Below are 24624 nucleotides of genomic sequence, written 5' to 3' on the forward strand. Positions count from 1 at the left end.
TCATGGCTGAAGCCGAAAAGACTGTCCGTACGCTGACTGGCCGTGTTGTCAGCGACAAGATGGACAAAACCATCACCGTTCTGATCGAGCGTCGCGTTAAGCACCCGATCTACGGTAAATACGTTAAGCGTTCGACTAAGCTGCACGCGCACGACGAAACCAATCAGTGCCACATCGGCGACAAAGTCACTATTCGTGAAACTCGTCCGATGGCCAAGACCAAGTCTTGGGCACTGGTTGATGTTCTCGAACGCGCTGTGGAAGTCTAAGGACTAGGGGTCGGAGAAATTATATGATTCAGACTCAATCCATGCTCGATGTGGCCGATAACAGCGGCGCACGCCGCGTTATGTGCATCAAGGTGCTGGGTGGCTCCCATCGTCGTTACGCTGGTATCGGTGACATCATCAAAGTTACCGTGAAGGAAGCAATTCCTCGCGGTAAAGTGAAAAAAGGCCAAGTGATGACTGCTGTTGTAGTCCGCACTCGTCACGGCGTACGTCGTGCTGATGGCTCCATTATCCGCTTTGATGGCAACGCTGCTGTTCTTCTGAACAACAAGCAAGAGCCGATCGGCACCCGTATCTTTGGGCCAGTGACCCGTGAACTTCGTACTGAGAAGTTCATGAAGATCGTCTCGCTCGCCCCAGAAGTGCTGTAAGGAGATCCGACATGCAAAAGATTCGTCGTGACGACGAGATCATCGTGATCGCCGGCAAAGACAAAGGTAAGCGCGGTAAGGTGCTTAAGGTTCTCGCTAACAACCGTTTGGTTATTGGCGGTCTGAACCTGGTTAAGCGTCATACCAAGCCTAACCCGATGTCGGGCGTACAAGGCGGTATCGTCGAGAAAGAAGCTCCACTGGACGCTTCTAACGTGGCCATCTTCAACAGCGAAACCAGCAAAGCAGATCGCGTTGGTTTCAAAGTAGAAGAAGGCAAAAAAATTCGTGTCTTCAAGTCGACCCAAAAAGCGGTTGATGCTTGAACACTGCTAGGTAGATGAGACCATGGCACGACTAAAAGAGATTTACCGGAAGGAAATCGCTCCGAAACTTAAGGAAGAACTTAAGCTTTCGAACGTGATGGAAGTTCCGCGCGTTACCAAAATCACCCTGAACATGGGTTTGGGCGAAGCGATCGGTGATAAGAAAATCATCGAGCACGCTGTAGCTGATTTGGAAAAAATCACGGGTCAAAAATGTGTAGTGACCTACGCTCGCAAGTCCATCGCAGGCTTCAAAGTTCGCGAAGGCTGGCCGATCGGCGTTAAGGTTACTCTGCGCCGTGAGCGTATGTACGAATTCCTGGATCGTCTGCTGTCGATCTCCCTGCCTCGGGTACGCGACTTCCGCGGCCTGAATGCCAAGTCCTTCGATGGTCGTGGTAACTACAGCATGGGCGTAAAAGAGCAGATCATCTTCCCGGAAATCGACTACGACAAAATCGATGCTCTCCGCGGTCTGGACATTACCCTGACCACCACTGCTCGGACAGATGATGAAGGTCGCGCCTTGCTGCGTGCTTTCAAATTCCCGTTCCGCAACTGATTGGAGTAGGACCATGGCTAAGATGAGCATGAAAAACCGCGAGCTGAAACGTCAGCTCACGGTTGCCAAGTTCGCCAAGAAGCGTGCAGCACTGAAAGCTATCATCGTGGATCTGAACGCAAGTCCAGAAGCACGTTGGGAAGCTCAAGTTGCTCTGCAGAAGCAGCCACGTGACGCAAGCGCTGCGCGCATGCGTAACCGCTGCCGCCTGACTGGCCGTCCGCATGGTGTTTACCGCAAGTTCGGCCTTGGCCGTAACAAATTGCGTGAAGCAGCAATGCGTGGCGACGTACCAGGTCTGGTTAAAGCCAGCTGGTAAGGCGCACAGGCAAAGTTACCCCTGTCAGGGTTGCAAGATCCTGACAGCCGGTGACCTTGAATATGAATCAAGCCCCTATTGGGGCTTGATTCATTTCTGGCGTGTGTCTAGAATGACCGGCTCGCCTGAGCCCGTGCTTTTTAAGCATTGAGTACTCGGCGACAGTTGTAGCCGCAAGGCTAATTCTTTTTGTATCAGGAGCGTCTAGCCCATGAGTATGCAGGACCCGTTAGCGGACATGCTAACTCGAATCCGTAATGCCCAGATGGCTGAAAAGTCCGTCGTAAGCATGCCATCTTCCACGTTGAAGGTAGCTGTAGCCAAAGTTCTCAAAGACGAAGGTTACATCGCGGATTATCAGATCAGCAGCGAAATCAAGCCACTGCTGTCTATCGAGCTGAAGTACTTCGAAGGCCGTTCGGTTATCGAAGAAGTTAAGCGCGTTAGCCGTCCAGGCCTGCGTCAGTACAAGTCCTCCGAAGATCTGCCGAAAGTTCGTGGCGGTCTGGGTGTGTCTATCGTCTCCACCAGCAAAGGTGTGATGACGGATCGTGCTGCGCGCGCTGCCGGTGTCGGCGGCGAAGTTCTTTGCACTGTGTTCTAAGGGGGGATAAGCATGTCACGCGTCGCTAAGAACCCCGTTAAGCTGCCAGCTGGTGTCGAAGTAAAATTCGCCGGCCAACAGCTTTCGGTGAAGGGTGCCAAGGGTACTCTAGAACTGAACATCCATTCGTCCGTTGAGATTGTTGAAGAAGCTGGTGAGCTGCGTTTCGCTGCTCGCAATGGCGATCAACAAACTCGCGCAATGGCTGGTACCACTCGTGCGTTGGTAAACAACATGGTCCAAGGCGTAAGCCAAGGCTTCGAGCGCAAGCTCCAGCTGGTCGGTGTTGGTTACAAAGCGCAAGCAAAAGGCACAGTGCTGAACCTGGCTCTTGGCTTCTCGCACCCAGTGGATTACGAGTTGCCGGAAGGCATCACCGCTGAGACTCCTAGCCAAACCGATATCCTGATCAAGGGTATTGATAAGCAGCTGGTAGGTCAGGTGGCCGCTGAGATCCGCGGTTTCCGTCCGCCAGAGCCTTATAAAGGCAAGGGTGTACGTTACGCGGACGAAGTCGTCCGTCGTAAAGAAGCCAAGAAGAAGTAGGGCATAGCAAATGACCGACAAAAAAGTTACTCGCCTGCGCCGCGCTCGCAAAGCACGTCTGAAAATGCACGAACTAGAAGTCGTGCGTCTCTGCGTGTTCCGCTCGGCACAGCACATATACGCCCAGGTCATCTCGGCCGACGGCAGCAAAGTCCTGGCAAGCGCCTCGACTTTGGACAAAGAACTGCGTGATGGTGCCACTGGCAACATCGACGCGGCCACAAAGGTTGGCCAGCTGGTCGCTACGCGTGCAAAAGCCGCTGGCGTCTCGCAGGTGGCTTTCGACCGCTCTGGCTTCAAGTACCACGGCCGCGTGAAAGCGCTGGCTGAGGCTGCTCGTGAAGCTGGGCTGGAGTTCTAAGTTATGTCAAATAACGACCAAAAGCGCGACGAAGGCTACATTGAGAAGCTGGTTCAAGTTAACCGCGTAGCCAAAACCGTTAAAGGCGGCCGTATCTTCACTTTCACCGCGTTGACCGTGGTTGGTGATGGTAAAGGGCGCGTTGGCTTCGGCCGTGGCAAGTCACGTGAAGTGCCTGCTGCGATCCAGAAGGCAATGGAAGCTGCTCGCCGCAACATGATTCAAGTGGACCTTAACGGCACCACTCTGCAGTACGCCATGAAATCCGCCCACGGCGCTTCCAAGGTTTACATGCAGCCTGCTTCTGAAGGTACCGGTATCATCGCTGGCGGCGCTATGCGTGCTGTCCTCGAAGTTGCTGGCGTTCAGAACGTACTGGCCAAGTGCTACGGCTCGACTAACCCGGTAAACGTGGTTCACGCCACTTTCAAAGGTTTGAAAGCTATGCAATCTCCTGAATCTATTGCCGCCAAGCGTGGCAAAAGCGTCAAGGAGATCTTCTGATCATGGCTACCGTTAAAGTAACGCTGATCAAAAGCATGACCGGCCGTATCCCTAACCACAAACTGTGCGTTAAGGGTCTGGGTCTGCGTCGCATCGGTCACACTGTAGAAGTACTTGATACTCCCGAGAATCGCGGGATGATCAACAAGGCTTACTACATGCTGCGTGTAGAGGGTTAATCGATGAAACTCAATGATCTGAGTCCAGCGCCGGGTTCCCGTCGCGAAAAGCATCGTCCGGGCCGTGGTATCGGTAGTGGTTTGGGTAAGACTGGTGGCCGTGGTCACAAAGGTCAGACCTCCCGCTCCGGTGGCACCATTGCTCCAGGCTTTGAAGGCGGTCAACAGCCGCTGCATCGCCGTCTGCCTAAGTTCGGTTTCGTATCCCTGAAAGCCATGGATCGCGCAGAAGTGCGTTTGTCCGAGCTGGCTAAAGTGGAAGGCGACATCGTAACTGTGCAGACCCTGAAAGATGCCAACGTGATCAACGTCAACGTACTGCGTGTGAAAATCATGCTGTCCGGTGAAGTGACTCGCGCTGTCACAATCGGCAAGGGAATCGGCGCCACCAAAGGTGCGCGTTCGGCTATCGAAGCAGCTGGCGGCAAGTTCGAGGAATAAATGGCTAAGCAAGGTGCTCTCTCAGCGCTCAGCAAAGGCGGGTTATCCGAGCTCTGGGCTCGACTGCGTTTTCTATTCCTGGCGATTATCGTCTACCGGATAGGCGCACACATCCCAGTTCCAGGTATCAACCCGGACCGGCTGGCGGACCTGTTTCGACAGAATGAGGGGACCATACTTAGCTTGTTCAACATGTTTTCCGGCGGCGCGCTGGAGCGGATGAGTATTTTTGCGCTGGGGATCATGCCGTACATTTCGGCATCGATCATCATGCAGCTTATGTCCGCTGTCAGCCCGCAACTGGAGCAGTTGAAGAAGGAAGGTGAAGCTGGCCGTCGCAAGATTAGCCAGTACACCCGCTACCTCACTGTCGCTCTTGCTCTTGTCCAGGCTATTGGCATGTCCATTGGTCTGGCAGGGCAAGGCGTAGCGTTCACTGGTGACCTGGGCTTCCATTTCGTTGCAGTAACCACGTTTGTGGCGGGTGCAATGTTCATGATGTGGCTGGGTGAGCAGATTACTGAGCGTGGTGTTGGCAACGGTATCTCGATGTTGATTTTTTCGGGTATCGTCGCCGGTCTTCCGAGAGCAATCGGGCAGTCTTTCGAGTCTGCACGTCAGGGCGATATCAATATCTTCGCTCTGGTTGCTATCGGTTTGCTGGCAGTAGCGATTATCGGTTTTGTGGTGTTCATTGAGCGTGGCCAGCGTCGTATTGCTGTTCACTACGCCAAGCGTCAGCAGGGCCGCAAGGTGTTTGCTGCGCAGACTAGCCACCTACCGCTGAAAGTGAATATGGCCGGTGTTATCCCGGCTATTTTTGCGAGCAGCATTTTGCTGTTCCCGGCTTCGCTGGGTGCCTGGTTCGGTCAGTCTGAAGGTATGGGCTGGTTGCAGGACATCTCGCAGTCGATCGCTCCTGGTCAGCCGTTGAATATTCTGCTGTTTAGTGCAGGGATTATTTTCTTCTGCTTCTTCTATACGGCGTTGATGTTCAATCCGAAAGACGTAGCGGAAAACCTGAAGAAGTCCGGTGCCTTTATTCCGGGTATCCGTCCAGGTGAGCAGTCGGCACGCTATATTGATGGCGTTTTGACTCGTTTGACTCTGTTCGGTGCTCTTTATATGACGGCCGTGTGCCTGTTGCCCCAGTTCCTGGTGGTTGCGGCAAACGTTCCGTTCTACCTTGGCGGGACCTCGTTGCTGATCGTTGTTGTGGTTGTTATGGACTTCATGTCCCAAGTACAATCGCACCTCGTTTCGCACCAGTACGAATCCCTGATGAAGAAAGCCAACCTGAAGGGCTACGGCAGCGGCATGCTCCGCTGAAGTACTACCCCGTAAGGTGAGAGGAGTTGGTGATGAAAGTTCGTGCATCGGTGAAAAAGCTGTGCCGTAACTGCAAGATTATTCGCCGCGAAGGTGTTGTTCGGGTAATTTGCAGCGCGGAACCACGTCACAAACAGCGCCAAGGCTGAGTGTGATCTGTTTGAAGCCCAGCAGCTAGTGCGCTGCTGGGTTGATTATTTGTTATTACAGCGATATTATCTCGCGCCCTATTTCTTGGCTTCCGGGGCGTAGGTAGCTGTCAATTGGAGTCCCACTGAATGGCCCGTATTGCAGGCGTTAACATTCCAGATAACAAGCACACTGTTATCTCGCTGACCTACATCTATGGTGTTGGTCGCACTACCTCACAGAAAATCTGTGCGGATGCTGGTGTAAACCCAGCCGCTAAGATCAAGGATCTGAGCGACGAGCAGATTGAGTTGCTGCGTGGCGAAGTGGCGAAGTTCACCACTGAAGGTGACCTGCGTCGTGAAGTCAACATGAAAATCAAACGCTTGATGGACCTGGGCTGCTACCGCGGTCTGCGCCATCGTCGTGGTCTTCCAGTGCGCGGTCAGCGTACCAAGACCAACGCGCGTACTCGCAAAGGTCCGCGTAAGCCGATCCGCAAGTAATCGCACCAGCGAATCGACAGGAATTTAGTCATGGCAAAACCTGCTGCTCGTCCTCGTAAAAAAATTAAAAAGACAGTGGTTGATGGCATCGCCCACATCCACGCGTCTTTCAACAACACCATCGTGACCATCACGGATCGTCAGGGTAACGCGCTTTCTTGGGCTACCTCTGGTGGTTCGGGTTTCCGCGGTTCACGCAAGTCCACCCCGTTCGCTGCTCAAGTAGCTGCTGAACGTGCTGGTCAAGCTGCGCTGGAATATGGCCTGAAAAACCTTGACGTTAACGTCAAGGGCCCAGGTCCAGGTCGTGAGTCCGCTGTCCGTGCTTTGAACGGCTGTGGCTATAAGATCGCCAGCATCACCGACGTGACGCCAATCCCGCACAACGGGTGCCGTCCGCCGAAGAAGCGCCGCGTGTAATCAGGAGACTGTAAAGAATGGCTCGTTACATTGGTCCAAAATGCAAACTGGCACGTCGTGAAGGCACTGATCTCTTCCTGAAGAGTGGTGTGCGCGCTATCGAATCGAAGTGCAATATTGAAGCTGCTCCAGGCATCCACGGCCAACGCCGCGGTCGCCAATCCGACTACGGTACCCAACTGCGTGAAAAGCAGAAGGTCCGTCGTATCTACGGCGTTCTCGAGCGTCAGTTCAGCGGCTACTACAAACAAGCTGCTGGCAAAAAAGGTGCAACCGGTGAAAACCTGCTGCAACTGCTCGAATGCCGCCTGGATAACGTCGTATACCGTATGGGTTTCGGTTCTACTCGTGCCGAATCTCGTCAGTTGGTATCGCACAAGTCGATCAGCGTTAACGGTCAGACCGTAAACGTTCCGTCCTACCAGGTTCGTGCTGGTGACGTGGTCGCTATCCGCGAGAAAGCAAAGAACCAGCTTCGCATTGTCCAAGCTCTCGATCTGTGTGCCCAACGTGGCCGCGTAGAATGGGTAGAAGTAGACACTGAGAAGAAGTCGGGCGTTTTCAAGAACGTTCCTGCTCGCAGTGATCTGTCCGCCGACATCAACGAAAGCCTGATTGTCGAGCTCTACTCCAAGTAAGGGCTAGAAAATAGGTGCATCCATGCAGATTTCGGTAAATGAGTTCCTGACACCTCGCCATATTGATGTGCAAGTTGTCAGTCCAACCCGCGCTAAAATCACTCTCGAGCCTCTCGAGCGTGGTTTTGGCCACACCCTGGGCAACGCGCTGCGCCGCATCCTGTTGTCCTCAATGCCAGGCTGTGCAGTAGTCGAGGCCGAGATTGACGGTGTGCTCCACGAGTACAGCGCCATCGAAGGTGTACAGGAAGACGTAATTGAAATCCTGTTGAACCTTAAAGGTCTGGCTATCAAGCTGCACGGCCGTGACGAAGTTACGCTGACCTTGTCGAAGAAGGGTTCGGGGGTGGTTACCGCTGCCGATATTCAGCTGGATCATGATGTCGAGATCGTTAATCCCGATCACGTAATCGCCAACCTGGCGTCTAACGGCGCCTTGAACATGAAGCTCACCGTAGCTCGTGGTCGTGGTTATGAACCAGCAGACTCGCGTCAGAGCGATGAAGACGAAAGCCGCAGCATTGGTCGCTTGCAGCTGGATTCTTCGTTCAGCCCGGTTCGCCGTATCGCATACGTGGTGGAAAACGCCCGTGTCGAGCAGCGCACCAACCTGGACAAGCTGGTTATTGATCTGGAAACCAACGGTACACTGGATCCTGAAGAGGCCATTCGTCGTGCTGCAACCATCCTGCAACAGCAGTTGGCTGCATTCGTCGACCTCAAAGGTGACAGCGAGCCAGTGGTAATCGAGCAGGAAGACGAGATCGATCCGATCCTGCTTCGTCCTGTTGACGATCTGGAACTGACCGTGCGTTCGGCCAACTGCCTTAAGGCGGAGAACATTTACTACATCGGTGACCTGATTCAGCGCACCGAAGTAGAACTGTTGAAGACTCCGAACCTGGGCAAGAAATCCTTGACTGAAATCAAGGACGTTCTGGCCTCCCGTGGTCTGTCCCTCGGCATGCGCCTCGACAACTGGCCGCCTGCAAGTCTTAAGAAGGACGACAAGGCGACTGCCTGATCGTCGTAATCACCGAACGTTGTGTTTGGTAAGGAATGAACCATGCGTCATCGTAAAAGTGGTCGTCACCTGAGCCGCACTAGCTCGCACCGCAAGGCTATGTTTCAAAACATGGCAGTGTCGTTGTTCGAGCACGAGCTGATCAAAACGACTCTGCCGAAAGCCAAAGAATTGCGTCGCGTTGCTGAGCCGCTGATTACTCTGGCCAAGATTGATTCTGTTGCTAACCGCCGTCTGGCCTTCGACCGTACTCGTTCGAAAGCCATGGTTGGTAAGCTGTTCAACGATCTGGGCAAGCGTTATGCAACTCGTGAGGGTGGCTACCTGCGCATCCTCAAGTGCGGTTTCCGCGCTGGCGACAACGCGCCTATGGCGTACGTCGAGTTGGTTGATCGTCCAGTTGGCGGTGAAGCTGTATCCGCTGAGTAAGACGTCAGTCTCTACAAAGAACCGGGCCTAGTGCCCGGTTTTTTGTGCGCGTTCGATTATGATTATCTATTGATTCTGATCATTTAATGCATTTGCCCATGTGTAATTCATGGTCAATACTCCTCGTCAGCCGATTAGCCGGCAGTACAAAGACTGACTGAGGAAGCAAACATATGAGCCAGACCAAAACGCTTACAACCGCCAGCGGCGCTCCAGTTGCGGATAACCAGAATTCTCGTTCTGCCGGTCCTCGTGGCCCATTGCTGCTTGACGATTTTCATCTGATCGAAAAGCTCGCGCACTTCAACCGTGAAAACATTCCTGAGCGTCGCGTACACGCCAAGGGTTCAGGCGCCCATGGCACTTTCACCCTGACCCGTGACATGGCTCAGTACAGCAGTGCCAAGCTGTTTGACACCATCGGCAAGCAAACCCCCACTTTTCTGCGCTTCTCAACGGTAGGTGGCGAGCGCGGCTCGGCTGATACCGAGCGTGATCCACGTGGCTTTGCCCTCAAGTTCTACACCGAGGAAGGTAACTGGGACATCGTCGGTAATAACACCCCGGTGTTTTTCATCCGTGACCCGCTTAAATTTCCCGACTTTATCCACACACAAAAACGCCTCCCGCAAAGCAACCTGAAAAGCGCACAGATGATGTGGGACTTCTGGTCGCACTCCCCTGAGTCGCTGCACCAGGTCACCATCCTGTTTTCCGATCGCGGCATTCCAGATGGTTACCGCCATATGCATGGCTTTGGCAGCCACACGTACAGCCTGATCAATGCTGCGGGTGAGCGTCACTGGGTCAAATGGCATTACAAAACCAAGCAGGGCATCAAGAACCTGCCGCCTGCAGAGGCTGCGCGCCTTGCCGGTACCGACCCGGATTACGCACAGCGTGACTTGTTTGCCGCCATCGAACGCGGTGACTTTCCGAAATGGCGCGTATGCATGCAGGTCATGACTGAAGCTCAGGCTGCAGCCCACTATGAGAACCCGTTTGACGTGACCAAGACCTGGTCGCAGAAAGAGTTCCCGCTGATTGAAATCGGTGAGCTGGAGCTGAACCGCAACCCGCTGAACTACTTTGCCGAAGTGGAGCAGGCTGCGTTCGGGCCAAGCAATATGATCCCGGGTGTGGGCCTGTCGCCTGACCGCATGCTGCAAGGCCGTGTGTTCGCGTATGCCGATGCCCATCGCTACCGTGTAGGCACTAACCACCAGCACCTGCCGATCAACTCACCACGGGTACCTGTGCATAACTATCAGCGTGATGGCTCTATGGCCTTCGGCAACAATGGTGGTGCTGCACCGAACTATGAGCCGAACAGCTATGGCGACGCGCCAAAACAAGCACCGCAATATGCTGAGCCGCCATTGGCCCTCAGTGGTGCAGCTGATCGTTACGATCATCGTGTAGACAGCGATTACTACAGCCACGCCGGTGCCCTGTTCCGACTGATGAACGACGAGCAGAAAGCCCTGCTGATCAACAATATTGCAGGGGCTATGGAGGGTGTGACGGGGGATGTCGTCGAGCGTCAGCTGCAGCATTTCTACAATGCTGATCAGGCTTATGGTGATGGTGTTGCCAAGGCGTTGGGTGTACAGCGTAACTAACTCTAAGTGAGAAGCAGAACCGCCCTCAATTGGGCGGTTTTTGCGTTATTTAACCCTGTTTTCTCTGAAAAACAGGGTTTTTATTGCGATTTAGCCGTGACCTCTCAGTCGGCTTGGTTCAAACTACAGCCTTTCAAGCAGGGAGATGTAAGGCAATGCAAGGCCACCCGGATGTAATCGATTATCTCAATACGTTGCTGACCGGCGAGTTGGCTGCGCGTGACCAATATTTCGTCCATTCCCGTATGTACGAGGATTGGGGTTTCACCAAGCTTTACGAGCGTATCAACCACGAGATGGAGGAAGAGGCACAACACGCTGATGCGTTGATGCGCCGGATTCTGATGCTCGAGGGTACGCCGCGCATGCGCCCTGACGACCTGGATGTGGGCACTACGGTGCCTGAGATGTTCGCTGCCGACCTGCGCCTGGAATATAAAGTCCGTGCCGCGCTGTGCAAAGGCATCGCCCTGTGCGAACTGCACAAGGACTACGTGAGCCGTGACATGTTGCGTGTTCAGCTGGCAGACACCGAAGAAGACCACACCTACTGGCTGGAAAAACAGCTGGGCCTGATCAAGTCGATCGGCTTGCAGAACTACCTGCAATCGCAGTTCTGATCCAGGGAAGCTGAGATGCTTTTGGTGGGAGCGTGGCTTGCCCGCGATGCAGGCAACACGGTCTGGCTTGTGTGTCGCGGCGTTACCATCGCGAGCAAGCCCGTTCCCACAAGAGCTTGATTTGCGCTCAGTAAAAAGCCCCTGCCATCTCACGATGGCAGGGGCTTTTTCGTACCGCGCTTTAAGCCTTGTCGCGAATCAACAGTGGCTTCAGGTAGAAGCCCGTGTGTGATTGCTTCATCTCGGCTACTTCTTCCGGTGTACCGGTAGCAATGATCTGCCCGCCCTTGGAACCCCCCTCAGGGCCGAGATCCACCAGCCAGTCAGCGGTCTTGATCACGTCCAGGTTGTGTTCGATCACTACCACGGTGTTGCCATGGTCGCGAAGACGATGCAGCACATCCAGCAACTGCTGGATGTCAGCAAAGTGCAAACCGGTAGTAGGCTCATCGAGGATATACAAGGTCTTGCCTGTATCGCGCTTGGACAGCTCACGGGACAACTTGACCCGTTGCGCCTCACCGCCTGACAGCGTGGTGGCGGATTGTCCTAGCTTGATATAGGACAAGCCTACATCCATCAGCGTTTGCAGCTTACGCGCCAGTGCAGGCACGGCATCGAAGAACACTCGCGCTTCTTCGATGGTCATTTCCAGCACTTCGTGGATGCTCTTGCCCTTGTATTTGATCTCAAGGGTTTCACGGTTGTAACGCTTGCTTTTGCACACATCGCAAGGCACATAGATGTCCGGCAGAAAGTGCATTTCTACCTTGATCAGGCCATCACCCTGACAGGCCTCGCAGCGTCCGCCCTTTACGTTGAAAGAGAAACGCCCCGGGCCGTAACCGCGCGAGCGCGACTCGGGCACACCCGAGAACAACTCGCGGATTGGCGTAAACAACCCGGTGTAGGTCGCAGGGTTGGAGCGCGGCGTACGGCCAATCGGGCTTTGGTCGATATCGACGACCTTGTCCAGATGCTCAAGCCCCTTGATGCTGTCGTGCGCCGCCGCTTCCAGCGTGGTCGCGCCATTCAGTGCCGTGGCGCTGAGCGGGTAGAGTGTGTTGTTGATCAGGGTCGACTTGCCCGAACCGGAAACCCCGGTCACACAGGTCAAAAGACCGATCGGTATCTCCAGGTCAACATTGCGCAAGTTATTGCCGCGAGCACCCTTGAGCGACAGTGTCAGCTTCTTGTTGCGCGGTGTGCGCTTGGCGGGTACGGCAATCTTCACACGCCCCGACAGGTATTTGCCTGTCAGTGAGTCAGGGTGAGCCATCACCTCGGCCGGTGTACCTTCAGCAACAATATGACCGCCATGCACGCCAGCACCAGGGCCGATATCCACCACATAGTCCGCCAGGCGGATGGCGTCTTCGTCGTGCTCCACCACAATCACGGTGTTACCGATATCACGCAGATGCTTGAGGGTGCCCAGCAGGCGATCGTTATCGCGCTGATGCAGGCCGATGGAGGGCTCGTCGAGGATATACAGCACGCCAACCAGGCCTGCACCAATCTGACTGGCCAGACGAATACGCTGGGCTTCACCGCCTGACAGGGTATCGGCACTACGGTCCAGCGACAGATAGTCCAGCCCCACATTCACCAGGAACTGCAGGCGCTCGCGAATTTCCTTAAGGATTTTGTCAGCGATTTCGCCACGGCGTCCGCTCAGGCTCAGCGTGCTGAAGTATTCGGTTGCATCACCGATAGGCATGCTGGTGACCGCGGGCAGGGTTTTTTCGCCGACCCATACATGACGGGCTTCGCGACGCAGTCGGGTACCCCGGCAATCCGGGCAGGACTGGGTGCTGAGGAACTTGGCCAGTTCTTCGCGCACGGTGGCCGACTCGGTTTCGCGATAACGGCGTTCCAGGTTTGGCACGATGCCTTCGAACGGGTGAGCACGCTTGACGATATCGCCACGATCATTCAGATAGCGGAAATCCACGTTTTGCGTGCCGCTGCCATACAGGATCACCTTTTGCTTGTCGGCCGGCAGCTCGCTGAACGGCACTTCAAGGCTGAAGTCGTAATGCTTGGCCAACGCCCCGAGCATCTGGAAGTAATAAACGTTGCGCCTGTCCCAACCGCGGATCGCGCCTTCGGCCAGCGTCAGCTCGCCATTGACCAGGCGCTTGATATCGAAGAACTGCTTGACCCCCAGACCATCGCAGGTCGGGCATGCACCTGCCGGGTTGTTGAAGGAAAACAGCTTGGGTTCCAGCTCGCTGATCGCATGGCCGCAAATCGGGCAGGCGAAGCGCGCGGAGAAGATTATTTCTTCGCCCGGCTCATCGTCCATCGGCGCAACCAGGGCAATGCCATCAGCCAGTTTCAGCGCTGTCTCGAAAGACTCGGCCAGGCGCTGCTGCAGATCGGCACGCACTTTAAAGCGGTCAACCACCACATCAATGCTGTGCTTTTTCTGTTTGTCGAGCTTGGGCAGTTCGTCCAGCTCGCAAAGCTTGCCGTTGACCCGGGCGCGAACAAAACCCTGGGCGCGCAGTTCTTCAAATACTGAAAGGTGTTCGCCCTTACGCTCGCGGATCACCGGCGCCAGCAGCATCAGCTTGCTGCCTTCGGGCTGGGCCAGTACCAGGTCGACCATTTGGCTGACGGTCTGGGCTTCCAGAGGAATGTCGTGATCCGGGCAGCGCGGGATACCTACGCGGGCATACAGCAGGCGCAGGTAGTCGTAGATTTCGGTGATGGTGCCGACCGTGGAGCGCGGGTTGTGCGAGGTCGATTTTTGCTCGATGGAAATCGCCGGCGACAGACCCTCGATGGTATCGACGTCAGGCTTTTCCATCATCGACAGGAACTGCCGCGCATAGGCTGACAACGACTCGACATAACGGCGCTGGCCTTCGGCATACAGCGTGTCAAACGCGAGGGATGATTTGCCGGAGCCAGACAGTCCGGTGATAACGATCAGTTTGTCCCTTGGCAGGGTCAGGTCGATGTTCTTCAGGTTGTGGGTTCGTGCCCCACGTATCAGGATCTTGTCCACTGCGGCCTCGCTTGGCGGGCATAACGTAAACGAATGAGTATACGGATCTGTGCGAAAGCTGTGCAGGCCCTTGATGGCACACTGTCATTCAAGCAGCCTTTATAACTTTTGCGTGACAAAGCGTCGCGTCTCTCTCGTGTATGTGCTGTTAGACGATGGGACTGATAGAATCGCCGCCGGTTCACATGAGGTTTTTCCATGCACGATCCCCACAGCGAACGCATGAGTAGCGGCGAGACCCGGGCAGCAAGCGGTCTGGCCCTTGTGTTCGCCTTCCGTATGCTGGGCATGTTTATGGTGTTGCCGGTTCTGGCAACCTATGGAATGGACCTTGCCGGTGCAACGCCCGCCCTGATTGGTCTGGCGATTGGCGCTTATGGCCTGACCCAGGCCATTTTCCAGATCCCCTTTGGTGTTATTTCCGATCGTATTGGACGGCGCCCGGTCATTTACCTGGGCTTGATTGTCTTCGCGCTGGGCAGTGTGCTGGCGGCCAATTCCGATTCGATCTGGGGCGTCATTGCGGGACGCATCCTGCAAGGTGCGGGGGCGATTTCTGCAGCCGTCATGGCGCTGTTGTCAGACCTTACCCGTGAACAGCATCGCACCAAGGCCATGGCCATGATCGGCATGACCATCGGCTTGTCATTTGCCGTGGCCATGGTGGTGGGGCCGCTCCTGACTCGCGCTTTCGGGTTGTCCGGGCTGTTTCTGGCGACGGGGGCAATGGCGCTGTGCGGGATCGTGATTGTGATGTTTATGGTGCCGCGTTCCACCGGTACCTTGCAGCATCGTGAGTCCGGAGTGGCGAAGCAGGCCTTGCTGCCGACCTTGCGCCATCCCGACCTGTTGCGCCTGGACCTTGGCATTTTTGTGCTGCACGCCATGTTGATGTCGAGCTTTATCGCACTGCCGCTGGCGCTGGTCGAGAAGGCCGGCCTGCCCAAGGAACAACATTGGTGGGTGTATCTGACGGCCTTGCTGATTTCATTCTTCGCCATGATCCCGTTCATCATCTACGGCGAAAAGAAACGCAAAATGAAACGAGTTTTGCTCGGCGCCGTCGTGACGTTGATGCTCACTGAGCTATTCTTCTGGAAGTTCGGCGACAGTTTACGAACGCTGGTGATTGGCACTGTGGTGTTTTTCACTGCGTTTAACCTGTTGGAGGCTTCATTGCCTTCGCTGATCAGCAAAGTTTCACCCGCAGGCGGCAAGGGCACGGCGATGGGGGTTTACTCCACCAGCCAGTTCCTCGGATCGGCACTGGGCGGCATACTCGGCGGCTGGCTGTTTCAGCATGGCGGTCTGTCGGTTGTGTTCCTGGGAGGCGCAGGTCTGGCTGCACTCTGGTTGGCCTTTGCTGTTACCATGCGTGAACCACCGTATGTAACAAGCCTGCGCCTGCCGTTATCGCCCGAGGCGTTGCGCGAAGCAGGTCTGGCTGAGCGTCTAAAGGCAGTCAATGGCGTTACAGATGCAGTGATCGTGGCTGAAGAGGCTGCGATTTATATCAAATTGGACACCGAACTATTGGATCGCGCGACACTCGAGCAGTTGGTTAACCCAGCGCCGACGTGCGAAGCCTAGGAGAACGTTATGGCCCGTGGGGTTAACAAAGTTATATTGGTCGGCACATGCGGCCAGGATCCCGAAGTTCGCTACTTGCCTAACGGTAATGCCGTGACCAACCTGAGTCTGGCAACCAGCGAACAATGGACTGACAAGCAAACCGGTCAGAAAGTCGAGAAGACTGAATGGCACCGTGTATCGATGTTCGGCAAAGTGGCCGAAATCGCCGGCGAATACCTGCGCAAGGGTTCGCAGGTGTACATCGAAGGCAAGCTGCAAACCCGTGAGTGGGAAAAAGACGGTATCAAGCGTTACACCACCGAAATCGTGGTCGACATGCAAGGCACCATGCAACTGCTGGGTGGCCGTCCACAGGGCGACCAGCAAAACCAGGGTGGTGGCAACAACTACCAGCAACAACAGTCGGCTCCGCGTCAGCAGGCTCAACGCCCTGCACCGCAGCAACAGCAACAGTCGCGCCCTGCGCCGCAACAGCAGGCCCCGCAGCCAGCTCCGGATTTCGACAGCTTTGATGACGATATTCCGTTCTAGGTCTTGCCTTGGGCTTAACAGCTTCAGCGTTACCTAAAAAGCCCCGAGAGTTCTGCTCTCGGGGCTTTTTGTTTGCCTCAAAAATAATCCCCGTAAACGGGGATTATTTTTTACATAAACGCAACCAGCCGTTTATTTTTCAGCACTGTCCGGTAATGCATACGCAATGATGTAGTCACCTACGTCAGGGGAGTGGCTCATGCCCCCTGCGGAGATCACCACGTATTGTTTCCCGGTAACCGGTGATTTGTAGATCAGCGGTGCGGCCACTGCGCCGACAGGCAAGCGTGCTTTCCACACTTCTTTACCGGTTGCCGAGTCGAGCGCACGCAGGTAGTAGTCTTGAGTCCCGGCAAAGAACACCAGGCCCGAGGCTGTTGAGGTTGGACCACCCAGTGTTGGCATGCCCAGCGGTATCGGCATGTGGGTTTTAATTCCCATAGGGCCGGTATCCTGGACGGTGCCCATAGGCACTTGCCACACCAGTTTCTGAGTATTGAGATCAATCGCACTCATGCTGCCGAACGGGGGTGTATTGCACGGCACGCCCAGTGGCGATTGCAGAATGTCGATTCTCACGCCGCCATAGATACCGGCGACTTGTGGGCGAATGGTTCCCATGAAACCGGGCACTTCGTCAGTCGATACTTTGAACTTGCTGGTGTCTTCCTTCGTCACCAGCGACATCCGCAGGGGCACACGCATGTCGTTAACAAACATCATGCCTGTATTTTCGTCGATGGAGATGCCCCCCCAGTTCATACCGCCCAACAAGCCTGGCCATTCGATGTACGGTTTCTCGGACGGAGGTGTAAACGGGCCCACGTAAACGGAGTCCTTGAACATGATCCGGCAGTACAGTTGATCGAAAGTCGTCACGCCCCACATGGACTTCTCAGTCAGTGGCTCAACACCAATAGTTGGCATTCCGACCGAAAACGGTTGAGTCGGTGACAGGTGCTCGCCTTCAGCAGCAGGTGAGGTTGGAACCGGACGTTCTTCAACTTCGGTAACAGGTTTGCCTGTACGACGGTCCAGAACAAAAATATTGCCTGTTTTGCTGGTCTGGATCAAAACCGGCGTTTTCTCGCCGTCAGCGCTCTTCCAGTCATACATAACTGGCTGAGAAGGCAGGTCGTAATCCCACACATCGTGGTGAACGATCTGGTAAACCCACTTGGCTTTACCGGTCGATGCATCCACAGCTACAACCGCCGAGCCATATTTTTCCTTGGCCGCGTTGCGATCACCGCCCCAGTAGTCCGGTGGGCCATTGCCTGTTGGCAGGTAGACCAGGTTCAACTCTTTATCGTAAGTAGGAATAGTCCATACGTTAGGCGTTTCCAGCGTGAACTGGTGATCGTCGGCAGTAGCGTCCTTACCCTCAGGTGCGCCTATGTCCCATGCCCAGACCAAATCACCGGTCAGCACGTCAAATGCACGCACGGCCCCTGAAGGCTCGCCCGCTACAATGTCACGCACCCAGCCGCCGACTACGGTCAGATGACCCATCACAACCGGCAGAGAGGTTGGGTGATAGCGTTTGCTCTTCTCGGTCGGGCCCATGCCTTTCTTGAGATCGACGTAACCGTTCTCACCAAAGCTCGAACACAGGGCGCCGGTGTGCGCGTCAAGTGCAAACAGACGGGCATCTACAGAGGACACCAGAATGCGCTGACGGCATTGTTGGTCGTTGTCGTGCGAAGCCTTGACCTCAGCACTCAGGCTGTCGTCTTTATCTATGTCGTAATAACCCACGCCGCGGCAGGTGACGTGTTCTTCGGTTTTGGCTTTAGGGTCGAACTTCCAGAGAGGAGTCCCAGTATCACCATCCAGTGCGGTGATCAGATTCTCCGGTGTGCATGAATACAGCACGTTGCCAATCTGCAACGGCGTGTTTTCGTCTACGCCTGCACCAGCCCCGGTCGTTCTGCGCCCTGTTCTGTATGTCCAGGCGACCTGTAGGTCCTTGACGTTTTCTGGGGTGATCTGCGTGTAAGGCGCAAACCGGGTACCCGATGCGCTGCGACCATAGTATTCCCAATTTTCAGGCGTATCGGCAGTAGGTTCCTTCGGCTCGGATGCCTTCGACGCGACCACAGGATTTGAGATCGCACCGTGAGGGTAAAACGCAGCAATAAAGGTGGCGATCAACGCGGCAAACACCGCAAAGCCAAACCGGTTAGCCATGCGCCGAGTCGTCAGGGATGTACCCGGGAACGTCGCGCCCACCCACAAACTAAGTGTCAGGATAATGGCTGGAACGACAAGGCGTGGCAGCAGTTCCCAATAACTGAACTGACCTACCTCATAAAATGCCCAGACGCATGTAGCAAGGAAAATAAGTGCCGAAAATATAATGCTGAAACGTTTACGCCATAACAATAACGGGGCGAGTAGCAAATAAGCCAACCCGGCTATTAGATAATAACTTGAGCCGTCCAGGGCCAATAACATGACCCCGCCGTATATCAATGTCACTGCAACAGCAAAAACGAAGAGGGAAAATATTATTCTCGCGAGCGAGCTGATTGCCCGTCTTTTATTGGGTGATTGATGGTCATCCGTCATTTTCATGAATGCTCTATGGGTGAATACAAAACTGTTCGTCGTCGGTGCGAACAGCCCGGCCGAATGATCGATTCGGACGTAATTGGTTGGGCGTAAATCCTCTGGCACCTCGTCAATCAAGCGTTAAAGCGCTGAAAAACCAGGTCGTTACCCGGTGAGTCGGATGCTGAACGCGCAGTTGCACACAAAGGACTGAAGGTTCTACGAAACCTGGAGCGGAGCATCAGTGCTCTATAGGGTTGGATTTTGTGACTTTGTTTGCGCTAGCAGGCTAATTTTAATCGGATGATGTCTCGGATAAATCCAGCGCATTGGAAAACAATATTGATGAAACAGTAACAATCAAGTAGTCGTGAGCGACTCAATAGGTGCAGAACGTCATCGGTGCTGGGTGGCCAACGAGCAATGAGTCATAGGCACGATGAGCAGATCTGTTGAGTCATCGCTTCAGGTTCGTGCCTGTTAGTTCAAGAGCTGGCATTCAGGCGAATTGTTACGAACGCACCAACAATGTTTCTTGCAGAGTTGGATGTATTCCAAAAAAGCTGATGCTTACACTTAAGCGTTGCTACTAACGTCAAGCGGCGTTATCCAATCCAATCCAGTCCTTACACCTTGACGCAAGCAGCATAAGGCGACTTGCTAAACAGCCTTGATCATCTGCGTTTTTTCAACGGAGCACCTTTCGAATGTTTTTTTCTTTCCGCGCGCTGCTGAGTACCAGCCTGTGCAGCGGTTTGTCGTTCTGTATGTTGGCCCCTGCTTCAGCGTTGGCGGATTCTACGGACTTGATGAGTCGCTCAACACTCACCGGCGATTGGGGAGGGGAGCGACAGAAGCTGGTCGACAAGGGGATTAAGCTGACGGGTGAATACAGCTCCGAGACGATTTCGAACCTGCACGGCGGGATAAAACGCGGCACTCGCTATGCGCAACAAATACGCATTGGCGCGCAGTTTGATCTGAGCAAGTTACTCGACACTCCGGATGCTGGGGTGGTGCAGATCATTATCAATGACCGTCGTGGCCACAGCGCCACGGAAGATTTGCTCGGTAACCGCTTATCAGCTCAGGAAAACTATGGGGGTGAATACACCCGGCTGACCGAGTTCAGCTATCAACGCAATCTGTTTTCCAATGACCTGTCGGCCAAGGTCGGATATATGGTCATGGGCACCGAATTTGGGGGGATGCCCATCCTGACCAACTTTGTAAGCGCCGGTTTTTGTGCACACCCGTTAACCATGTCCAGCGGCAGTGGATGGGGTAACTATCCGACGGCACACTGGGGGGGAGAACTGCGTTACGACGTTAACCCGTCTCTAACGCTGCAAACCGCTGTGTTCCAAGTCAACCCGGAGCACAACGCACGCCCTTCTGAAGCGTTTTCCATGCCCAGCAACGGTACCACCGGGGCTATTTTGCCACTGGAGGCGATTTTCAATAATCATGCCTTTCTGGATGGTCAGTACAAAGTCGGTTGGTATTACGACACGTCCAATTACCAGAAAATTGGCAGCACAGAAAAGAGCAGTAACCGTACCGGGGCTTACGTGTTGTTTGATCAGGCCATCTGGAAGGACGAGCAAGACCCTGAAAGCGTATTGCGCCTTTTCGGGCAAGCGGCCACCAGTAACGCTGCGACTTCACCGATGCGTCGTTGGTATTCGGTGGGTCTGGTCAAGCAGAAGCCCTTTGCAAACCGCCCCAAAGATACTATCGCCTTTGGTTATGGCCGCGCCGTGATCAATTCGCGCACGCGCGATGAGCAAGAAGCGGCTGCAATCAATTTTGGGGAGTCAGACATGATCGCCAGCCTCGACAACGGCGAGCAGATGCTTGAACTCAACTATGGCGCGCAAGTCACGCCCTGGCTGCTGGTGCGACCGGACATGCAGTACTACATCGAACCGGGCGCGTTCTTCGGTAAAAAAAGAGGAAACGCATTGGCTGTAGGACTACAGATCAAAGCGACTTTTTAACAGACGGGCTGGCGCTTTGTGCGTTACGAACCTGAAAGCGCAGGCTATTAAGCGATCTCCGCGACTCAGGCAAGCACACATTGCCCATTGACCATGCGCCACAGTTCGAGCGGATTGCCCTCCTGTAGCGCTTCAGGCATCAAGGCCGCAGGCAGGTCCTGATAACACACCGGCCGCAAGAACCTGTCGATGGCGCTGGCGCCGACGGCGCTACTTCGACTGTCCGAACTGGCCGGGAACGGGCCGCCATGCACCATCGCGTGAGAGACCTCGACGTTGTTCGGATAACCGTTCACCAGGATGCGGCCCGCCTTGCGCTCAAGGATGGGCAGCAGCTTTCGGGCCAGCCCATGATCAGCGTCATCCAATTGCATTGTCGCCGTCAGCTGTCCTGACAGGTGCTCGGCCACCGCCAGCATTTCATCTTCGTTCTTGCAGGCGACGATCAGCGAGCTGGGGCCGAATGTTTCGTCGCCAAGCCGTTCTGTTGTGAGAAAGGTGGCTGCATCGGTTACGAACACTGTGGCCTGCGCGGCACTTGGCTTTTCTGCAGGGCACCCTTGGCCCAGCGTTGTAATACCGCTGATGTTGCCTGTCTCCTCGATCCCAGTGAGGTAGGCATGATGAATCCCCGGCGTCAGCATGGTTGCTGCCGCCTTTTTGTGCAGGGCGTCCAGGGCCGTGCTGCAAAACTGGGTCAGTGGCTGACCTTCCAGGGCAATCACCAAGCCTGGATTTGTACACAATTGGCCGGCACTCATCGTCAGAGCCTCAACGAATCCACGGCCGATTTCGCTGGCGCGCATCGACAGCGCATGCGGCAACAGGAACACGGGATTGATGCAGCTCATTTCGGCGTACACCGGAATCGGTTCGCTGCGTTGCGCCGCGGTACGCATCAGCGCCAGACCGCCTTGTCGCGAACCCGTGAAGGCGACTGCCTTGATCGCGGGATGGCTGACCAGGGACTGGCCGAACGGATGACTGTCGCCAATGAGCAGGGAAAACACGCCCTCTGGCAAGTTGTGGGCAGCGGCGGCCTGTTGAATCACCTGGCCTACCAGTTCAGACGTACCCAGGTGAGCTTCGTGTGCCTTGACCACTATCGGGCAGCCAGCGGCCAGGGCAGCGGCGCTGTCGCCGCCGGCAACCGAAAACGCCAGGGGAAAATTGCTTGCACCAAATACAGCCACCGGGCCGAGCGCGATCTTGTGCAGCCTCAGGTCGGGGCGAGCAGGGAGGCGCGTCGGCAAAGCGCTGTCCAGGGTGGCGCCGAGGTAGTGGCCGTCGCGCACCACTTGGGCAAAGAGCCGCAACTGGCTCACGGTGCGGCCCCGTTCGATGATCAGGCGCGCTGCCGGCAATCCGGTTTCGAGAGACGCGCGCCCGATCAGCGTGACCCCCAACGCCAGGATGCCCGTGGCGATCGCTTCCAGAAACTGGGCACGCTGTTCTGCCGTGGTCGCGCGGTAGCGATCGCAGGCCTGCTGCGCCAACGTGCAGGCCTGTTCAATGTCAGCGATACCGCCGACGCCGAAGTCAGGCCCCAGCGTTTCATGGGTGGCAGGGTTGATTGCAGACAGCAATCCTTTGTCGCCACGCACTGCCGACTGGCCGATGAGCATTTTGCCGGTAATCATCATGTGTCCTATTGTTTGCTGTGCCATCGTCAGGCCCGATTTTTCCTGGAAATGAAATGCGCAGGAGGTTGGTTCTATGTGTAGCGGTAGCGGCCCAACACAGCTTGGGGATCCATTAAAAGCTGCATAGCCCTGCTGATTTCCTGCACCTCTGGGGGCGTGTACTTGCCGTAATAAGCTGCATTCACAGGCCCGACGCCATGCTCTGCACTGAAGCAGCCGCCGTTTTCGGTCACCAGCTTATAGATGCCGCTACGCACAGCGACGACCTTGGCGATGCCGTACTGGCTGATGTGGGCGTGCGGCACCAGCACAATCAAATGGCAGCCGCCGTCGGCAAAATGGCCGAAATCGTAAAGCTGTAGCAGCGGATGTTCGCGCTGTAACCACTGTGCAGCCTGATCACGGAAAGCGACCAAGCGTGAGCGCGAAAACGCTACGTCGAACGACAGTGGGATACCTTCCTTGGCGATGGCCAGCGGCAGGTTGTCTCGCAGTGGCCAAAAGCTGCTGGTATTTCCAAAGGCGGCGTCGAGAATTCGGCCGCTTTCATACAGCGCTTCCAGCACCTGTTCGGTTCGTTGCGCAAAAAGGCTGTGCAAGCCAGGCATGCTGCTGGCGATCTCAATCAGGGCGTAGCAGCTTGCCGACGATTGGCCGAACGGGTGGCGCAGCGTGGGGAAGTTGCGCAACGTAATGGCGAGCGCCGCCTCGGAGATCACTTCGAACGCGCACAGCAGATCGCCAAATTGAAGTTCGAAAGCCTGCAACACCTCAAGCGCTGTCCCATGGTCAGGCAAGGCCACAAACACGCTTTGCGTCGACTGGTCGATGCGTTTGAGCTCAAGCGTCGCCGCCGTAATGATGCCGAAGGCGCCACCGGTGCCGACAAACAACTGCTTGAGGTCAAGCCCGGTATTGTTCTTGCGCAGCGGTGCGAGGAGTTGCACCACGGTGCCGTCGCCATCGGGCAGCACCACTTCGATACCGAGCAGGTTATGGCGCACGTCGCCATGCTTGAGCAAGCGGCTGCCGCCGGCATTGGCGCCGATTAATCCGCCTATGGCCGGGTCGCTGCCGATATCAATAGGGAAATACAGCGAATGGCTTTCCAGTGTGCGATTCAGTGCTGACAAGAGCGTGCCGGCTTCGACAATCACCGTGCGGTTCAAGGGATCAATCTCGCGCACTTGGCGCATGCGCGAAAGTGAGACGATCACTTGCTTGCCGGAGTTGTCGGTGACGGCACCGCCCACCAATCCGCTGCGGTTGCCTTGGGCGACCAGCCGTATGCGATGGCGCACCGCGATGCGCATAAGCGCGCTGACAGCGTGGGTATCGCACGGGATGACGACCGCCGCCGCTTTGCCGCGGCAATGAGCAACGTCGATTTCATAGGGGGCACAGTCCGCCCCGGTCAGCAGCGACGCCTGCCCCAGAACTTCGGCGACTTCGGCCAGAAACGCGTCGAGGCCCGAGGCTTGTCGGTCCACGGTATGTTCCAGGTCGCTCATTGCGCCGCCGCCATGCGCTTGAGCAACTGGCTGCGTACCAGCACCAGTGCGACGACCGGCAATACGCCTCCCAGCAACGTGTTATGGCGAAAAATCAACGACACGGCGACGGCGATGGCCGCGCCAATCAGCAGCATCACAGAGAGTTTTCGAACCAAAGCCTGATCGCTGCTGGTTTCGCCGATGAAGCCGAGTGGAGAAAACCGGGTGGCACCCATGCCAATCACCAATACGCACGCCAGCACCGGAGCAGCACCCAGCTCCTGCCCCCACACTTGCAACGCAGCGGTAGAGACCGTGGCCAACAGGGCGCCAATCATCAGGTACAGGTCGACGCCCATTGCGATCCAATGGCCAGGGCGGTAATTGAACAGCCAGAACAGGTGCGCAATGCTGAGAATACCGCTGAGCACATACGCGGTATCCCAGCGTACGCCTGCCTCACCCGGGCCGAAACGGCCATACAACAGGAACACGATGACCGGAATGAATGCGCTGGCATTCGACAAATAGGCACGGCCTAGCTTGCTGATAGACATGCGGGTTTCCTTGGATAG

At 55.6% G+C, this 24624-nt stretch carries 28 protein-coding genes; 23 read left to right on the forward strand and 5 right to left on the reverse strand.

Features of this window, described 5'->3' with window-relative positions:
- Positions 1 to 2 precede the first annotated feature (2 nt).
- From rpsQ to bfr, 20 genes are all read left to right on the forward strand, one after another.
- Positions 3 to 269, forward strand: coding sequence for a 30S ribosomal protein S17 (gene rpsQ, locus GHO42_RS05205; protein ID WP_003194644.1), 267 nt, complete (start codon positions 3 to 5; stop codon positions 267 to 269).
- 23 nt (positions 270 to 292) lie between these two features.
- On the forward strand, positions 293 to 661 hold the full coding sequence (gene rplN / locus GHO42_RS05210) for a 50S ribosomal protein L14 (RefSeq protein WP_002555479.1): 369 nt from the start codon (positions 293 to 295) through the stop codon (positions 659 to 661).
- An 11-nt stretch (positions 662 to 672) separates the two neighbouring features.
- Complete coding sequence (gene rplX, locus GHO42_RS05215; protein ID WP_016779179.1) at positions 673 to 987, forward strand: 50S ribosomal protein L24; 315 nt, start codon at positions 673 to 675, stop codon at positions 985 to 987.
- A gap of 22 nt (positions 988 to 1009) precedes the next feature.
- Entirely contained in the window at positions 1010 to 1549 is a 540-nt protein-coding gene (rplE, locus tag GHO42_RS05220; protein WP_003444368.1) for a 50S ribosomal protein L5, read from the forward strand.
- 13 nt (positions 1550 to 1562) lie between these two features.
- Positions 1563 to 1868 carry a 30S ribosomal protein S14 gene (rpsN, locus tag GHO42_RS05225; RefSeq protein WP_003444367.1) on the forward strand — a complete coding sequence of 102 codons (306 nt, stop codon included), beginning with the start codon at positions 1563 to 1565 and terminating at the stop codon, positions 1866 to 1868.
- 211 nt (positions 1869 to 2079) lie between these two features.
- The gene (rpsH, locus tag GHO42_RS05230) at positions 2080 to 2472 is read left to right on the forward strand and encodes a 30S ribosomal protein S8 (RefSeq protein WP_003444366.1); all 393 of its coding nucleotides are present in this window, start codon (positions 2080 to 2082) and stop codon (positions 2470 to 2472) included.
- Positions 2473 to 2484: 12 nt separating this feature from the next.
- On the forward strand, positions 2485 to 3018 hold the full coding sequence (rplF, locus tag GHO42_RS05235) for a 50S ribosomal protein L6 (RefSeq protein ID WP_016779180.1): 534 nt from the start codon (positions 2485 to 2487) through the stop codon (positions 3016 to 3018).
- A 10-nt stretch (positions 3019 to 3028) separates the two neighbouring features.
- The gene (gene rplR, locus GHO42_RS05240) at positions 3029 to 3379 is read left to right on the forward strand and encodes a 50S ribosomal protein L18 (protein ID WP_016779181.1); all 351 of its coding nucleotides are present in this window, start codon (positions 3029 to 3031) and stop codon (positions 3377 to 3379) included.
- Between the two features lie 3 nt (positions 3380 to 3382).
- Entirely contained in the window at positions 3383 to 3883 is a 501-nt protein-coding gene (gene rpsE / locus GHO42_RS05245; protein ID WP_003186035.1) for a 30S ribosomal protein S5, read from the forward strand.
- A 2-nt stretch (positions 3884 to 3885) separates the two neighbouring features.
- A complete protein-coding gene (rpmD, locus tag GHO42_RS05250; protein ID WP_003186033.1) occupies positions 3886 to 4062 on the forward strand; it encodes a 50S ribosomal protein L30 in 177 nt (58 codons plus the stop codon).
- A gap of 3 nt (positions 4063 to 4065) precedes the next feature.
- Entirely contained in the window at positions 4066 to 4503 is a 438-nt protein-coding gene (gene rplO, locus GHO42_RS05255) for a 50S ribosomal protein L15 (RefSeq protein ID WP_016779182.1), read from the forward strand.
- The gene (gene secY / locus GHO42_RS05260; RefSeq protein ID WP_003444361.1) at positions 4504 to 5832 is read left to right on the forward strand and encodes a preprotein translocase subunit SecY; all 1329 of its coding nucleotides are present in this window, start codon (positions 4504 to 4506) and stop codon (positions 5830 to 5832) included. It begins immediately after the preceding gene.
- 32 nt (positions 5833 to 5864) lie between these two features.
- A complete protein-coding gene (gene rpmJ, locus GHO42_RS05265) occupies positions 5865 to 5981 on the forward strand; it encodes a 50S ribosomal protein L36 (protein WP_002555468.1) in 117 nt (38 codons plus the stop codon).
- A gap of 129 nt (positions 5982 to 6110) precedes the next feature.
- Positions 6111 to 6467, forward strand: a complete 357-nt coding sequence (gene rpsM, locus GHO42_RS05270; protein ID WP_016779184.1) for a 30S ribosomal protein S13 — start codon at positions 6111 to 6113, stop codon at positions 6465 to 6467.
- A 30-nt stretch (positions 6468 to 6497) separates the two neighbouring features.
- A complete protein-coding gene (gene rpsK / locus GHO42_RS05275; protein WP_007924177.1) occupies positions 6498 to 6887 on the forward strand; it encodes a 30S ribosomal protein S11 in 390 nt (129 codons plus the stop codon).
- A gap of 17 nt (positions 6888 to 6904) precedes the next feature.
- Entirely contained in the window at positions 6905 to 7525 is a 621-nt protein-coding gene (gene rpsD / locus GHO42_RS05280; RefSeq protein ID WP_003444359.1) for a 30S ribosomal protein S4, read from the forward strand.
- Positions 7526 to 7547: 22 nt separating this feature from the next.
- A complete protein-coding gene (gene rpoA, locus GHO42_RS05285) occupies positions 7548 to 8549 on the forward strand; it encodes a DNA-directed RNA polymerase subunit alpha (protein ID WP_003176403.1) in 1002 nt (333 codons plus the stop codon).
- Between the two features lie 42 nt (positions 8550 to 8591).
- Positions 8592 to 8978: a 50S ribosomal protein L17 gene (gene rplQ / locus GHO42_RS05290; RefSeq protein WP_016779185.1), complete on the forward strand. Its 387-nt coding sequence runs from the start codon at positions 8592 to 8594 to the stop codon at positions 8976 to 8978.
- Positions 8979 to 9151: 173 nt separating this feature from the next.
- Positions 9152 to 10600 carry a catalase gene (locus GHO42_RS05295; protein WP_095025007.1) on the forward strand — a complete coding sequence of 483 codons (1449 nt, stop codon included), beginning with the start codon at positions 9152 to 9154 and terminating at the stop codon, positions 10598 to 10600.
- Positions 10601 to 10755: 155 nt separating this feature from the next.
- Positions 10756 to 11220, forward strand: a complete 465-nt coding sequence (bfr, locus tag GHO42_RS05300; protein WP_016779187.1) for a bacterioferritin — start codon at positions 10756 to 10758, stop codon at positions 11218 to 11220.
- 181 nt (positions 11221 to 11401) lie between these two features.
- On the opposite strand, the gene uvrA is transcribed toward bfr, so the two are convergent.
- On the reverse strand, positions 11402 to 14236 hold the full coding sequence (gene uvrA, locus GHO42_RS05305; RefSeq protein WP_094999498.1) for an excinuclease ABC subunit UvrA: 2835 nt from the start codon (positions 14234 to 14236) through the stop codon (positions 11402 to 11404).
- A 198-nt stretch (positions 14237 to 14434) separates the two neighbouring features.
- On the opposite strand from uvrA, the gene GHO42_RS05310 reads away from it, so the two are divergent.
- Together GHO42_RS05310 and GHO42_RS05315 are read left to right on the forward strand one after the other, a co-directional pair.
- The gene (locus GHO42_RS05310) at positions 14435 to 15826 is read left to right on the forward strand and encodes an MFS transporter (RefSeq protein WP_095019084.1); all 1392 of its coding nucleotides are present in this window, start codon (positions 14435 to 14437) and stop codon (positions 15824 to 15826) included.
- Between the two features lie 9 nt (positions 15827 to 15835).
- Positions 15836 to 16360, forward strand: a complete 525-nt coding sequence (locus GHO42_RS05315; RefSeq protein ID WP_016779190.1) for a single-stranded DNA-binding protein — start codon at positions 15836 to 15838, stop codon at positions 16358 to 16360.
- A 132-nt stretch (positions 16361 to 16492) separates the two neighbouring features.
- Here the strand turns inward: GHO42_RS05315 and GHO42_RS05320 are convergent, their stop codons facing one another.
- Positions 16493 to 18931, reverse strand: a complete 2439-nt coding sequence (locus GHO42_RS05320) for a membrane-bound PQQ-dependent dehydrogenase, glucose/quinate/shikimate family (RefSeq protein ID WP_153327404.1) — start codon at positions 18929 to 18931, stop codon at positions 16493 to 16495.
- 689 nt (positions 18932 to 19620) lie between these two features.
- Between GHO42_RS05320 and GHO42_RS05325 the strand changes: the two genes are divergently transcribed.
- A complete protein-coding gene (locus GHO42_RS05325; RefSeq protein ID WP_153327391.1) occupies positions 19621 to 20913 on the forward strand; it encodes a carbohydrate porin in 1293 nt (430 codons plus the stop codon).
- Positions 20914 to 20978: 65 nt separating this feature from the next.
- On the opposite strand, the gene GHO42_RS05330 is transcribed toward GHO42_RS05325, so the two are convergent.
- The 3 genes from GHO42_RS05330 to GHO42_RS05340 all read right to left on the reverse strand — a co-directional run bounded on the left by GHO42_RS05330 (position 20979) and on the right by GHO42_RS05340 (position 24606).
- Positions 20979 to 22556: an aldehyde dehydrogenase (NADP(+)) gene (locus GHO42_RS05330; RefSeq protein WP_153327389.1), complete on the reverse strand. Its 1578-nt coding sequence runs from the start codon at positions 22554 to 22556 to the stop codon at positions 20979 to 20981.
- A gap of 71 nt (positions 22557 to 22627) precedes the next feature.
- Positions 22628 to 24067, reverse strand: a complete 1440-nt coding sequence (locus tag GHO42_RS05335; RefSeq protein ID WP_153327386.1) for an FAD-binding oxidoreductase — start codon at positions 24065 to 24067, stop codon at positions 22628 to 22630.
- On the reverse strand, positions 24064 to 24606 hold the full coding sequence (locus GHO42_RS05340; protein ID WP_095031799.1) for a permease: 543 nt from the start codon (positions 24604 to 24606) through the stop codon (positions 24064 to 24066). The genes GHO42_RS05335 and GHO42_RS05340 overlap by 4 nt, the downstream gene beginning before the upstream one ends.
- Positions 24607 to 24624 lie beyond the last annotated feature (18 nt).

Origin of the sequence: Pseudomonas sp. FSL R10-0056, from assembly GCF_009600105.1 — a bacterium.
In the GTDB taxonomy this organism is placed as follows: Bacteria; Pseudomonadota; Gammaproteobacteria; order Pseudomonadales; family Pseudomonadaceae; genus Aquipseudomonas; species Aquipseudomonas bubulae.